Raw genomic sequence first — 14,145 nt, forward strand, 5'->3', positions numbered from 1 at the left:
ATATTTTTTAGTCTAAATCTGTCTCGTAAAATGCCGATATATATTGCAGGGAAAGAATCCGGGCGGCCGACCGGATTCCCTATAAATCACCGCATGGATGCGGTGAACAAATATTTCAGGGAGGAAGAAAAATGAGAATCAACCACAACATCGCAGCTCTCAACACCTATCGCCAGCTGAGCAACAACACCAGCATCGGGTCCAGGTCGCTGGAGAAGCTTTCATCCGGACTGCGCATCAACCGGGCCGGTGACGACGCGGCAGGTCTGGCCATCAGTGAGAAGATGCGCGCCCAGATCCGCGGCTTGGATCAGGCTTCCCGCAACGCCCAGGACGGCATTTCCTTGATTCAGACCGCTGAGGGTGCCCTGAACGAGACCCACAGCATTCTGCAGAGGATGCGTGAGTTGGCCACCCAGGCCTCCAACGACACCAACGTAAGCATTGACCGTGACGAGATCCAAAAGGAAATCAACCAGTTAACCTCTGAAATCAACCGTATCGGCAACACCACAGAATTCAACACCCAGTCTCTGCTCAAAGGGATAATAACTCCCGCCGTTACTTCCGATGCATTAAAAACCACCATTACCGCTGGCGCTGAGGGTGTACTTGCAGGCGCTTTGACATCACTTTCAGTGGATAAAAACAGCGTAGTGGCCTCCGAATCGGAAGCCAGCGTTCAGGCAGGCACCAGCGAGGCGACTGCCAAGGTATCCACTGTTAGCGCTAGCACTGACAGCGTGAAAGGCTTAAGGAGTTCGGTATCCCTCTCAAACGGTATAACAATCCAATTGTCTATCAGTGCTACTGGTACCACCTTGAATACAGTTATGGGCACCAATCTTAACGACGCAAATAGCAAGGCTATAAAAGTTATCCAAGGCACAACTATCGGCGGCGTTTCAAAGATTGATTCCACAACAAACACTATGACCATAACAATAGGCAAGAATGCTGACGGGACATCAAGAGCGCAGAACAGGGGCCAGTTGTACAATGAGATTAATAATTTACTGCTTAATGCTACTGCAGCCACGATAAACAATATAACTGGCGCTGCAGCTAACGGAGTTAAACTAGAGGTTCTTCAGCCTGCCGGTTCTGAGTCGGAAGTGGTCAACCTGACCACGGATGGTGAAACCGGTACCTTCTCCGGTGGGAAAAATGAAGTTAAAGGTGTATATAAGTTTGAACTGAAGGACGTATTTAATGAAGCGGGAGATACAATTACCATAGCTGGCAGAACCTTTAAAGCAACTCTGCAAAATGCAGTGGCTGCAAATCACGAGTTCGATATAGCAAACGCAGCCAACTCTGTTGTGGACGCCAACACACAGCTTACCAGTCTGAAAGCCGCTATAGAGGCGGACGCCGAATTAAAGAATCACTATACCGTAACGGTAACCAATGCGACCCTCATACTTACTGAGAAGGCCGCACAGGCGACCGGTGTCGGGTTGGAGAACGTGACCGTGGCTGGGTACGGCACAAACGACAAACTGGTGTTATCAAATGCGTCAGGCAGAAATTTTGACAAAATAACAATTGTCCAGAATACATCCGCGAATCCTGATACGTTGAAGGTTACAGTCGTTACCAGCAATATTGAGAGTTTTGAGATTAAAATCCAGCTTGCCAATAAGACTGCCAGCAAGAACACGGCGGAAAAGATACAGGAGCAATTGCATCAACTGGGAGTAGGTTTGGACGGTATTATCAAGCTCACGCAAAGCGCTGCTGATCAAGCCGCGGGCAAACCCCAAACAGAAGTTGATCTTAAAAAGATAACCGTTTCTGCTTTGGGTAACTGGGATACTTCCACGGTTGGCAACAATATAGTTCAGGGCACAGGAACCTTTGTAGGCGGAACTGAGGAGTCAAAGGGCGTATACAGCTTTGAGGTGACGCAGGCATTTGCGGCGGGGGATGTAGTTGATATCAAGGGACAGAAGTTTAAAGCTGTTGACGGCGTTGCCGATGCCACAAAAGGCGAGTTCAGCGTGGCTGGCGGCGATCTCGGCGGCCAGGCCACCGGTCTTATGGACGCCATTAGCTTAAGCACCCTGAAGGCTGCTTACACGGCCTCCATCAATTCAACAACGCCTACAAAGATAACTCTTACTGAAAAAGCTCCAACGGGCGAGGACATGGACAGCGCTGATATTACTTTGCGGGCTACTGGAACCAACGGCGTCTACTCGGTAGATACCGGTGAATTACAGCAAGCCGGTGCCAAGTTCATTATTGACGGTGAGGAAATAGTTATATCCGACAAGGTTGCTCACACTGGTTATGATGACGGCACCGCGATGAAGGAAGCAACTTCTGCTGAAGGACAGCTTTCAAATCTTGTTGAAGCCATCAATAAGAACAAAACCCTGGGTGAAAAATATACTGCTTCAGTGGATGATGGCAAGCTTAAGCTGGTGCAAAAGGATGGCTTCACCTCTGCAACAGCTCCGGATATGAAGATCAGAACCACAGACCAGGGTGATTACACTGCCACGTTCCAGGTGGGTGCAAACTCCGGTCAGAGCATGACCATTACTGTAGCTGACATGCGTTCCAAGGCTATCGGTGTGAGCGGCGACGGAACATATGATACAGCAACAGCCAAGAACGGCACGGTTGCCAGCTATGTTGCATCGGCGAATGTAACAAACGGCACAACAAATACAAATGTGGAATATTCCCTTGATGTTTCAACATCGGAGAAGGCTTCAGCCGCGATAAGCGTGATTAATGATGCCATTGAAACAGTGTCTGCGCAGCGCTCACAGCTCGGTGCTTTCCAAAACCGTCTTGATCACACTATTAACAACCTTGACACGTCATCTGAGAACCTCACTGCATCCGAGTCTCGTATTCGTGATGTGGATATGGCTAAAGAGATGATGGAGTATACCAAGAACAACATTCTCATGCAGGCGGCACAGGCTATGCTGGCTCAGGCGAATCAGCAGCCCGAAGGAGTATTGCAGCTTCTCAGGTAATGCTGTGATGCCATTGACACTATAAGAAAAAAGGGTTTCAGGGAAGTCAGAGGGTATCCTCTGGCTTCCCTAATAATATGCGAGAAACTACTTCGGGGGATGTACAAAATGAAGCTAAGTATAGCGATGATGGTTAAAAATGAATCCAAATATCTAAAAAAATGCCTTGAAGCACTTAAGCCGTTAATGAAAAAAGTGGATTCCGAGTTAATCATAGTCGATACCGGCTCAGAAGATAATACTGTAGAAATAGCAAGGGAATATACCGACAACGTTTACTTTCATCCGTGGAATAACAATTTTTCGGAAATGCGGAATATTACCATCGGCTATTCCAGAGGAGAATGGCTGTTTATTGTGGATGGAGATGAAATACTTCAGGAGCATGAACAGCTTGTTAATTTTTTAAATGGTAAAGAAAGTAATAAATTCAATACTGCTGTTATTCAGATTAAAAATATCACCAATGAAACAAACGAAGAAGAAGGCTTTTCTATTATCACAGCTCCAAGGCTTTTTAGAAATGACGAAGATTTTCATTATGAGGGTGCTGTACACAATCAAGCCATATATAAAGCGCCGGTAAGGAAATTACAAGCGTTGCTGGTCCACTATGGTTACCTTCACACCGATAAAGAGCTGATGGAAAGAAAGTTTCAGAGAACGTCCTCGATACTTAAATCTGAGCTTGAAAAAAATCCTGATAATGTATACTATCTTTTTCAATTAAGCACTACCTACTCCATGCATCAGGAATATCAAACTGCGCTGGAGTGTATTCTAAAAGCCGTGGATGTCGTTAGCAAGCATAATTTGGATTTAAAACAAAATTACTATGTTTTTAACGAATGTGCAATAGTCTATAACAACCTGGGCATGTACAAGGAAGCGGAGGAAGCTTGCCTTAAGTGTTTTAATATAAAAAAAGGACATCTTGATGTACATTATATTGCCGGAATAGCGCAGTTCAATCTAAATAAATACAGTGAAGCAATAGAAAACTTTAAGAATTATCTTAAAATTATAGAAAGTATGCATATGGGTGAGGAAGAAGCAGATCTCACCACCACATTGTATACAGTTGGAAAAGTTGAAGATGCCTATGTGCTTCTTTTTAAACTATTCATTTTGGTTGATAAGCTGGAAGATGCACTGTCATATGCAATAAAAATAACAAAAATAGATTATATACGGAACAACTTGGAAAATATAGTTAAAGTTTTTGTCTATTTGGCAAGGTTTGATGAATTGCGGAAATACTTTGTCGATAACGTGGAAAACCAACTGCCTGACAGTATTCCAGGCTTTTATCTGGCATTGGAGAATAACAGAAAAAATATGACTCCTGAGCAGTTTATTGCATTCTGCAGGGCTTTTGAAAATACCCCAGGAAATTATGGCCTGCTGTGCGAGGCGAGGCTTGAATATAAAAGAGATGCATCGGCTGATGCTGACATTATAGATAGAATTAAATGTTTCGATTTTTATGGACAATATGATTATTATGCTGATATTATACTACTTTGGATGAAAAATCAACATCCTCTTTCAAAGTTAATTGGAATTTTGTGGGAGCAGGATATTGATATATATTTTGAATATTTAAGAAAGCATTATCCCGGACTTACAAAGATAGTATATCGTTATTTAATAGACGTGCCTCATGAGGCAACACTTGATGATATGAGAATTGGAAAGATTATGGCTAGATATATAATCTTGATTGGTGGTATTGAAGAAAATGAATATATTGGAGCATTTAAGTTTTATCTGGAAATTGGTTTTAAATATGTAAGAAATGTATATAGTGATCAGGTTGTATTGGAAGAACATATCTTTAGTATGAAAAATAAAGAAGAAGCATTCTTGCTTTTTGTTATGAAAGCATTCGAAGCAAAAGAAGTAAAAAGTAGAGCTAAATATTTGGATAAAGCAAAAAAAACCTATAACGATATGGTTAAGCCTCTTGAAAAGTACATTGAAAAGCTTAAAAATATTGAATTTGAAAAGCAATGTGCTGAGTTGAGACAAAAAAGGGATTATATTTTAAATTCTGTTAGAAAGCTTATACAGGAAGATAATTTTATTAATGCGGAGGAATTGCTTAATCACTATATTGCTTCCCTGCCTGATGATCCGGCGGCGGTTGCATTGCTTAGTCTGGTCTACATTTTGATGGACAGTGAAAAAGATATTGAACAATTTCTGCCCTTAAAAGACTACGAAGAATATAAATCTGAGTTTAAGAAAGATATAAAAACTTTGATTAACGAAGGTAGTTTTTATAAGGCACAAAAAGTTATTAATAAATATGAGCATATTAATGGTGACGACCTTGATATTTATTCAATGAAAGCTGTTATAGCTATAATGAATAATAATTTGCATGAGGCAGAAGAAATAATCAGGAAAGGCTTACTAATTGATAAGAATAATTATGATTTGCTTTTTAATTTGGCATATCTTTATGAGCAAAAAAAAGATTATACTTTTGCTATTGATATTTATGAAAAGTTAATAAATAATACAATGAAAAGTGAAGATAAATTGGAGCTTATACAAATAATTTCTAATATAGAGCAAGAACAATATCGAAATAGTAGTATTGTTCAAGTGAGTAAATCATTTTTATGCTCAGATAATGATTGCTATAATAATTTTGCATTAATAATTCCTACATATAATAGGCCTAGGTATTTAAGTAGATTACTTTACTATATTAATAATCAATATTCTAGGGTTGCCCCTAGGATACTGGTGCTTGACTCTAGTTGTCAAGAAAATAAAATTATTAATCAAAAGATAATTGATAATTTTCAAGGCCTAGATCTAGATTGTTTATCATTTAATTCGGATATTAGTGTTTTTGAAAAAATCTTTCAAGGTATTGAAGATATAGATACTGATTATATTTGTCTGTGCGCGGATGATGATTTCATAAAAGAAGAGGGATTGTTCAGGTCACTAATTGCTTTAGAAAGAGATAGTAGTTTGTTTTCTGTTAAAGGTAGAAATTTATTCTATGTTAAAGACATATCTAATTTAAAAGAATATGATTTTTTTGCAGGACTTTATGATAGCGATCCTATTAAAAGATTGGAATTAATAAATCATGGCTTTTTCCCTTCACTTTTTTATCAAGTTTTTAGAACAAAAGAGTTGAAAGAAATATATAGATTTCTAGTCCGTAATAAGGAACTATTGCCTTATAATAACACTTTTCAAGAATACCTATTTTATTATATGGTAGTATTAACAGGAAAAATAGGAAAAATTGATGTTGACTTTAATATAAGGGATAAAGGAGTAGCTAGAGAGCAAGCCTTTACCAATTTTCCACATGCAGTTCTTGACAAAACTTTTAATGAAGATTACATTCGATTTAAAAGATCCTTTCTTCAATATTGCAAAATAGTAGGAGTATTTGGAGAAAAACTTGATAAAAAAATAGATACTATATTCAGTAACTTTTTGGTTTTTTTCCTTGGCATACCAAAAGAATATGTGATTCAGACAAATAGTCAATTTGATTTGAAAGAGTTAGAAAAAGGTATGAAAAAAAGTTCGCTTTGGCCTAAATCCTAATGATATGCTAAGTATGCGATTAGATTAATCATATTTTGTTTGCTAAAATATGCAAATATTTTAATATATAAAGAGAGTGAATTTTAATGAAAGTTGTTATTTTAGCTGGAGGACTAGGCACTCGTATTAGTGAAGAATCCCATCTTAAACCAAAGCCGATGATTGAGATCGGTGGCAAACCTATACTATGGCATATAATGAAAATATATTCTTATTATGATATACACGAATTTATAATTTGTTTAGGATATAAAGGATATTTAATTAAAGAATACTTTGCTAACTATTTTTTGCACCAATCTGACGTAACAATTGAATTGTTTAATAATAAGTTTGAAATCCATAATAACCATTGTGAACCCTGGCGTGTTACGCTGGTTGATACCGGGGAAAAAACTATGACAGGTGGAAGGCTAAAAAGGGTTCAAAGTTATGTTGGAAATGAGACTTTTTGTTTTACCTATGGCGACGGTGTTTGTGATGTTAATATCAATGATTTAATTTCGTTTCACCGTGGACAAGGTAAATGGGCTACATTAACAGCTGTACAGCCGCCGGGCCGATTTGGCGCGTTAGACTTTAACCAGAATATAATTACAAGCTTTCAGGAAAAACCCAGAGGAGATGGCAGTTGGATTAACGGGGGCTTTTTTGTCCTTGAGCCTGAAGTGTTTAAGTTAATTAATGGTGATGAAACAATTTGGGAAAGGGAACCTCTGGATAATTTAGCTAAGCAGGGGCAATTATCCGCTCTTAAGCATTCAACCTTCTGGCAATCTATGGATACTATGAGGGATAAAATGTTTTTGGAGGAATTATGGAATTCGGGAAGGGCTCCGTGGAAGGTATGGCTATGAAATTTTCATTCTGGAACGGAAGAAGAGTTTTAATTACCGGTCATACCGGTTTTAAAGGTAGTTGGCTGTCATTATGGCTACATAAGCTTAATGCGGAAGTAATTGGTTACTCCTTGTCGCCGCCTACTAAACCAAGTCTATATGATTTGGCGAAAGTGGGGAAAAAAGTGGTTTCAATTCACGGTGATGTGCGTGATAGGGACAGTCTTTTAGCTACAATTCAAAAATATAGACCTGAAGTAATTTTTCATATGGCAGCTCAATCGCTGGTGAAGAAATCCTTTTTAGATCCTGTTGGAACTTTTGAAACAAATATAATGGGAACAGTCAATTTGCTGGAGGCAGTTAGGCATGTAGATAGTGCACGTGTTGTTGTCAATGTGACAAGTGATAAGTGTTATGCAAATAGAGAATGGGTTTGGGGTTATCGGGAAAACGATCCTATGGGCGGAGTAGATCCTTATAGTTCTAGTAAAGGCTGTTCCGAACTGATAACTTCAGCTTTCCGTGAATCATATTTTAATACTGGTTACTGCGGACAACGCAAAGTAGCTGTTGCTTCGGTTCGGGCCGGTAATGTTATTGGTGGAGGGGATTGGGCTGAGGATAGACTTATACCAGATTGTATTAGGGCAATTATGAATAATAAACCTATTTATATTCGTTACCCTGATGCTGTCCGTCCCTGGCAGCATGTATTAGAACCGCTTTTTGGTTATCTATTATTAGCGCGACGATTACATGAAGACGGACCTAATTCTTCAGGCGGATGGAATTTCGGTCCAAATGACAGCGATTCAAAAACAGTTAGGTGGATGGTTAATCATATTGTTAATATTTGGGGCGGAAATGCAAGATGGGAAATAGATCAGGGCAACAAAGTATATGAGGCGAATTATTTAAAACTAGATTGTTCAAAGGCAAGATCGATACTTGGTTGGTATCCGCAGTGGAATTTAACTCAGTCGTTAGTAAATACAATAAAATGGTATAAATCTTATTTTGGCAATGAAGACATGCTTGAAAGCACGCTAAATCAAATTGATAGTTACCAAGTAACTCTTGGTCACAATGTGGGGTAACAGAGATGAAATGCAGATTTTGTGATAATGAACTTAATGATATTTTTCTTTCACTTGGCTCTTCGCCTTTATCTAATTCGTATTTAACCAGGGAGCAGTTACTAAAAATGGAACCATACTATCCGTTGAAAGTATATGTTTGTAACAAATGTTTTCTAGTCCAGTTAGAAGAATTTGAAAGCCCTCAACATATTTTTAATGATTATGCATATTTTTCTTCATATTCTGATACCTGGTTAAAACACGCCAAAGATTATGCTGCTAAAATGATAAAATTATTCAATATCAATAACCAATCCACTGTAATAGAGATAGCAAGTAATGACGGTTATTTACTTCAATATTTTATACAGAGAGGAATTCCAGTATTGGGAATTGAGCCCGCAGCTAATGTGGCTAAAGTTGCTAAAGAAAAAGGGATCCCAACGGAGACTGTTTTTTTTGGACTGCATGCAGCTAAAGAATTAGTAAAAAAAGGTAAGTATGCAGATCTTATTGTTGGTAATAATGTATTGGCACATGTTCCAAATCTTAATGACTTTATAAAAGGATTAAAATTTCTTTTAAAACCAAAAGGAATTATTACATTGGAGTTTCCTCATCTTATGAGACTTATTGAGGGTATTCAATTTGACACAATATATCATGAGCATTTTTCATATTTTTCCTTATTGACATTAGAAAAAGTCTTTGATAAATATGGGCTTACTGTATTTGACGTTGAAGAATTATCTACTCACGGTGGTTCATTGAGGATTTATGTCAGACACCAGGACGATAATACAAGAACTATTACCGAGCGTATTTATGATTTAAAAGATCGTGAAACCAAATTCGGGCTAATGGATATTAACTTTTATACATCTTTTGGGGAAAAAGTCAACGCAGTTAAACTAGATATGCTTAATTTTTTAATAAAGGTAAAAAAGGAAGGTAAATCTATTGTAGGTTATGGAGCACCAGCAAAGGGAAATACATTAATTAATTACTGTGGGATTAAAACAGATTTTTTGGACTATACTGTGGATAAAAATCCACATAAGCAAGGTCGTTATTTGCCAGGAAGTCATATTCCCATAGAGTCCCCAGAGAAAATCAAGAAAACAAAACCGGATTATGTATTTATTCTTCCGTGGAACTTAAAAGATGAAATAATGGAACAGATGAATTTTGTTCGAGATTGGAATTGTAAATTTGTCATACCAATACCAATGCTAAAGGTGATTTAATATGATATTTAAGGAAACAGTGCTAAAAGGAGCATATATTATAGAGATAGAACGTATAGAAGATAATAGGGGCTTTTTTGCCAGATCCTGGTGTCTGCAAGAGTTTATTGCCCACGGTCTAAACTCCAAGCTGGCTCAATGTAATATATCTTTTAACAAAAAAAAAGGTACTCTGCGCGGTATGCATTATCAGACAGCTCCTTACGAAGAGGCTAAAATAGTCCGCTGCACCAGTGGATCTATTTATGACGTTATTATAGACTTGCGATCCTATTCGAAAACTTTCAAGCAGTGGCTTGCAGTAGAATTGTCCTCTGAAAACTTTAAAATGTTGTATATTCCTGAGGGGTTTGCCCATGGGTTTCAGACGTTGGAAGATGATACAGAAGTGCTTTACTTTATGACGGAGTTTTATCATTCTGAATGCGCAAGGGGCTTACGATGGGATGATCCGGCATTTGGTATTAAATGGCCTTATTTTTTAGATAGAGTTATTTCCTATAAAGATGCAAATTATCCATTATGGAATGATTTAATTATTAAAGGAGAAATTTAAATGCAAGAAAAGAGTATGGAAAATATAAAAAAATATTGGGATGATCAGGCTCGAAAATTTGGTTCGGCAGCCAATGCGACGACACAGGATGTGTACATGCGTCAAATTGAAATTAATTATATTAGTGAGTTTTTATCTTCCTTTAAAAAACCATTACGTGTTCTAGATATTGGTTGTGGAAATGGTTTTAGTACCATGGAATATAAAAGTAGAGTTCCCTGGCATTCTTATGTTGGTGGTGATTATTCAGAAGATATGATATTCATTGCGAATAATGAACTAGAAAAACATCAAACCTCAGGTGATATTCAATTTAAAGTAATGGATGTGATGAATTTATCAAAATATGGTGATACGTATGATGTCATAATATCCGATCGATGTTTAATAAACCTGGGTAATTTAAATAATAGAAAACAAGCATTATGGGAAATATCAAAATGCCTGCAATCCGGCAGTTGGTATTTGATGATTGAAAACTTTTTGGAAGGGCACATTGAAATGAATAAGATGAGGGAATACTTAGATCTTGATGAAATTCCAGTTCGTTGGCACAATTCCTTTTTTTCTTATAAAGAACTTGAAGATTCCATAAAACATATTTTTAAAATTTCTAGTTTTGAAAATATAAGTAGTCTTTATTACCTTGTAACAAGAGTCGTATATTCTAAACTTTGCGAAATTCAGAAGCGTACACCGGATTATGACAATCCAATTTACAAGGTAGCTGCGAAACTTCCTCCTGCAGGAAATTTTGGACCGATATTTGCTTGTAAACTATTAAGGGGCTGATATAGTGAAAGAATTTACGGCAGAGAAAAGGGAATGGATTAATGCTCTATCAAAAAATGAAGAGCTTAAAAAAGATTCTGTTGATTGGATAGAAAAAGCTTCACATTATAAATATTCCTATTATTTTTCCTGGCTTGGAAGACCTATTATTCAATTTCCACAAGATATTATTGCTATGCAAGAACTAATATGGGAGTCGAAACCAGACTTAATTATTGAAACAGGGATTGCCCATGGTGGATCCTTAATTTTTTATGCGTCTTTATTAGAATTGATAGGTAATGGTCATGTTTTGGGTATTGATATCGATATACGAGAACATAATCGGGTTGAAATTGAAAAACACTCCTTGCATAAAAGGATTACAATGTATCAAGGTTCCTCGATAGATATTGATATAATTAAAAGGGTATACGAATTTGCTAAAGGCAAGAAAAAAGTATTAGTAGTTTTGGATTCAAACCATACACATCAACATGTATTAAAGGAATTGGAGCTATATTCTCCTTTAGTTACGAAGGGTAGCTATTTAGTGGTTTTCGATACAATTGTTGAGGATATGCATGATAATTTTTTTTTAGATCGCCCTTGGGGTAAAGGCGATAACCCTAAAACTGCTGTATGGGAGTTTTTGAAAAATAATAAGAGATTTGTTGTTGATAAAGATATTCAAAATAAGTTATTAATTACAGTAGCACCTGATGGTTATTTAAAGTGTGTGGAGGATTAAATGGAAAAAGTTGGTCATATGTTAGTTTCTGGTCCCTCAATAACTCAAAAAGAAATAAATTACGTAATAGATGCTGTGAAAAATGCATGGTACGAAAACGCTAATATGTATCATGAACGATTTGAAAAAGCATTTGCTAGTTATGTGGAGCGAAAATATGCTATTACACTTCCGTCCTGCACTTCAGCTCTCCATCTTGCATTAGTTTCTTTAGGTATAGGTCCGGGAGATGAAGTTATTGTTCCAGAAATAACTTGGATTGCAACGGCTGCCCCGATTACTTATGTAGGAGCCACTCCGGTTTTTGCTGATATTAATCCAAATACTTGGTGCTTATCAGCTAAATCCTTTGAAGAATGTATAACTCCAAATACAAGGGCTGTTATTCCGGTTGATTTGTATGGTAATATGCCAAATATGGCTGAAATTCAATCAATAGCAAAAAAATTTAACATTGCAATAATTGAAGATGCAGCTGAAGCTATAGGATCTGAACATAAAGGGAAAAAGGCAGGGAGTTTTGGAGAAACTGGAGTATTTAGTTTCCATGGTTCAAAGACCATGACTACAGGGGAAGGTGGAATGCTTGTCACAGATAATGAATATATTTATCGGCGAGTGCTAACTCTTCGGGATCATGGCAGACCACCTTCCGATAAGAAATTTTACAACACTGAAATTGCATATAAATACAAAATGAGCAGTATGCAAGCGGCACTAGGTTTAGCACAATTGGAACGAATAGAAGAGTTGATAGCGCGCAAAAGGCTAATTTTTTCATGGTATTATCAAGAACTATCTGATATTAATGATATAATTTTAAATTATGAAGGCCCTTATACAAAAAATACGTACTGGATGGTAACAATAATTTTAAACAAAAAGTTTGGGATTAAAAAAGAGGAATTAATACAACAATTAATTGAAAACAATATAGATGCCCGTCCATTTTTTTATCCTTTAAGTTCTCTTCCGGCTTACAAAAAATCGGAACAAGTTGACATAGCTAAAAAAAGAAATTTAAATGCTTATAACATTTCTCCTTATGGAATTAATCTTCCATGTGGAATGAATATGAGCGAAGATAAAGTATCCTATGTTTGTAAGATATTGAGACGATTGTTATCTTTATGACCTTTTTATTCCTACGGATGCATGGTTTTACCAGCAGTCGACAAATGATTTCATAAGGGCTTGTTATTATTTTGCAAGCCCTAAGTATTAACTTTAAATAAGGAGTAAAAAATGATTATACCTAATCATATTCAAATTGAAACAGTAAATGGATTATGCACTGCCAGTTGCAATATGTGCACTATAAGTAATTGGAAAAGAGACCCTAATATTATGGACAATATTACATATATCAAGATACTTAAAAATTTTTTGGATTACCAACAAAATATTAAGTATATAACTTTGCATGGATGTGGCGAGCCGTTGTTGGATGATAATCTTTCAGAAAAGATAAAAATAGCTAAGGAAATGAATTTTTCAGGAATCGGTTTTGCCACAAATTGTACAGAATTAAGTGAAGATATTTCTTGTAATTTAATTGAATCTGGGTTAGATACAATTATTTGTAGTATTGATGGAATAAAAAAAGATACTCATGAATCAATTAGAAAGGGAACAAATTTTGAAAAAGTAGTTTCAAATGTCTTAAAATTTATTCAATTAAGAAATAGAATTGGCAAAACTAAAATTTTAATTAGATTTATTAGGCAGGAAATAAATAATCAAGAATGGCCAGAATTTTTTAGTTATTGGACAGGAAAATTGGATTGCAATTTTGGTGATCAGGTTATAAGGTTTGATATTCATAATTGGGGTGATAAACTGACTCATTATAAAACTAAAGATGTTAATAGTTCTGTTGGCTTTAATAAGGTTGTGTGTGAATATATTTATGACAGGATTGTGGTTTATTCTAATGGTGATATGGGTTTTTGCTGCGCAGATGATAATGGTTTTTTTAATTTAGGGAACGTTTCTGATTGTGATCCTATAAGTATATATAATAATAATCCATTTAATTATTATCGCAAAATGATGCAGGAAGGCAGGATAGATGAACTGGAACACTGCCGATATTGCACAATACCACGTTCGCGAGCATTGAGATTATAATTAACTGCCCTTTGATAAGCTAGGAGGCTGTCTGAATATTAACAGAAACCAGGGTATTTGCCATTAGATGGCGAAATATACCCTATTACATTGTCAATACTAAGACTATATTATAATTCATTTTTATAGTATACTCTTTCCAGGGAGGGAGGGGTATGCCTTGCCAAAAGTGAAATACCATGTCCGTC

General features: G+C 36.6%; 10 protein-coding genes. All 10 read left to right on the forward strand.

All coding sequences use genetic code 11. The annotated features are described in order from the left end of the window. The first annotated feature begins 131 nt into the window (after nucleotides 1–131). The 10 genes from DCCM_RS19805 (at nucleotide 132) to DCCM_RS02290 (ending at nucleotide 13,957) form a co-directional block, all read left to right on the forward strand. Nucleotides 132–2,996, forward strand: a complete 2,865-nt coding sequence (locus DCCM_RS19805; RefSeq protein ID WP_231702609.1) for a flagellin N-terminal helical domain-containing protein — start codon at nucleotides 132–134, stop codon at nucleotides 2,994–2,996. 108 nt (nucleotides 2,997–3,104) lie between these two features. Further along, nucleotides 3,105–6,581, forward strand: a complete 3,477-nt coding sequence (locus DCCM_RS02250) for a glycosyltransferase family 2 protein (protein WP_165791987.1) — start codon at nucleotides 3,105–3,107, stop codon at nucleotides 6,579–6,581. 86 nt (nucleotides 6,582–6,667) lie between these two features. Further along, a complete protein-coding gene (gene rfbF / locus DCCM_RS02255) occupies nucleotides 6,668–7,438 on the forward strand; it encodes a glucose-1-phosphate cytidylyltransferase (RefSeq protein ID WP_104370835.1) in 771 nt (256 codons plus the stop codon). Beyond that, a complete protein-coding gene (gene rfbG / locus DCCM_RS02260) occupies nucleotides 7,435–8,520 on the forward strand; it encodes a CDP-glucose 4,6-dehydratase (protein WP_104370853.1) in 1,086 nt (361 codons plus the stop codon). The genes rfbF and rfbG overlap by 4 nt, the downstream gene beginning before the upstream one ends. Nucleotides 8,521–8,525: 5 nt before the next feature. Then, on the forward strand, nucleotides 8,526–9,749 hold the full coding sequence (locus DCCM_RS02265) for a class I SAM-dependent methyltransferase (protein WP_104370836.1): 1,224 nt from the start codon (nucleotides 8,526–8,528) through the stop codon (nucleotides 9,747–9,749). A gap of 1 nt (nucleotide 9,750) precedes the next feature. Beyond that, nucleotides 9,751–10,305: a dTDP-4-dehydrorhamnose 3,5-epimerase gene (rfbC, locus tag DCCM_RS02270; RefSeq protein ID WP_104370837.1), complete on the forward strand. Its 555-nt coding sequence runs from the start codon at nucleotides 9,751–9,753 to the stop codon at nucleotides 10,303–10,305. Continuing rightward, a complete protein-coding gene (locus tag DCCM_RS02275) occupies nucleotides 10,306–11,097 on the forward strand; it encodes a class I SAM-dependent methyltransferase (RefSeq protein WP_104370838.1) in 792 nt (263 codons plus the stop codon). A gap of 4 nt (nucleotides 11,098–11,101) precedes the next feature. Beyond that, nucleotides 11,102–11,827: a cephalosporin hydroxylase family protein gene (locus DCCM_RS02280; protein WP_207655522.1), complete on the forward strand. Its 726-nt coding sequence runs from the start codon at nucleotides 11,102–11,104 to the stop codon at nucleotides 11,825–11,827. After that, entirely contained in the window at nucleotides 11,828–12,961 is a 1,134-nt protein-coding gene (locus DCCM_RS02285; protein ID WP_104370840.1) for a DegT/DnrJ/EryC1/StrS family aminotransferase, read from the forward strand. A gap of 111 nt (nucleotides 12,962–13,072) precedes the next feature. After that, nucleotides 13,073–13,957 (forward strand): radical SAM/SPASM domain-containing protein, encoded by an 885-nt coding sequence (locus DCCM_RS02290; protein WP_104370841.1) that lies wholly within the window; start codon nucleotides 13,073–13,075, stop codon nucleotides 13,955–13,957. The last annotated feature ends 188 nt before the right edge of the window (nucleotides 13,958–14,145 follow it).

The sequence above is a fragment of the Desulfocucumis palustris genome (genome assembly GCF_002933875.1).
GTDB lineage: Bacteria > Bacillota > Desulfotomaculia > Desulfotomaculales > Desulfocucumaceae > Desulfocucumis > Desulfocucumis palustris.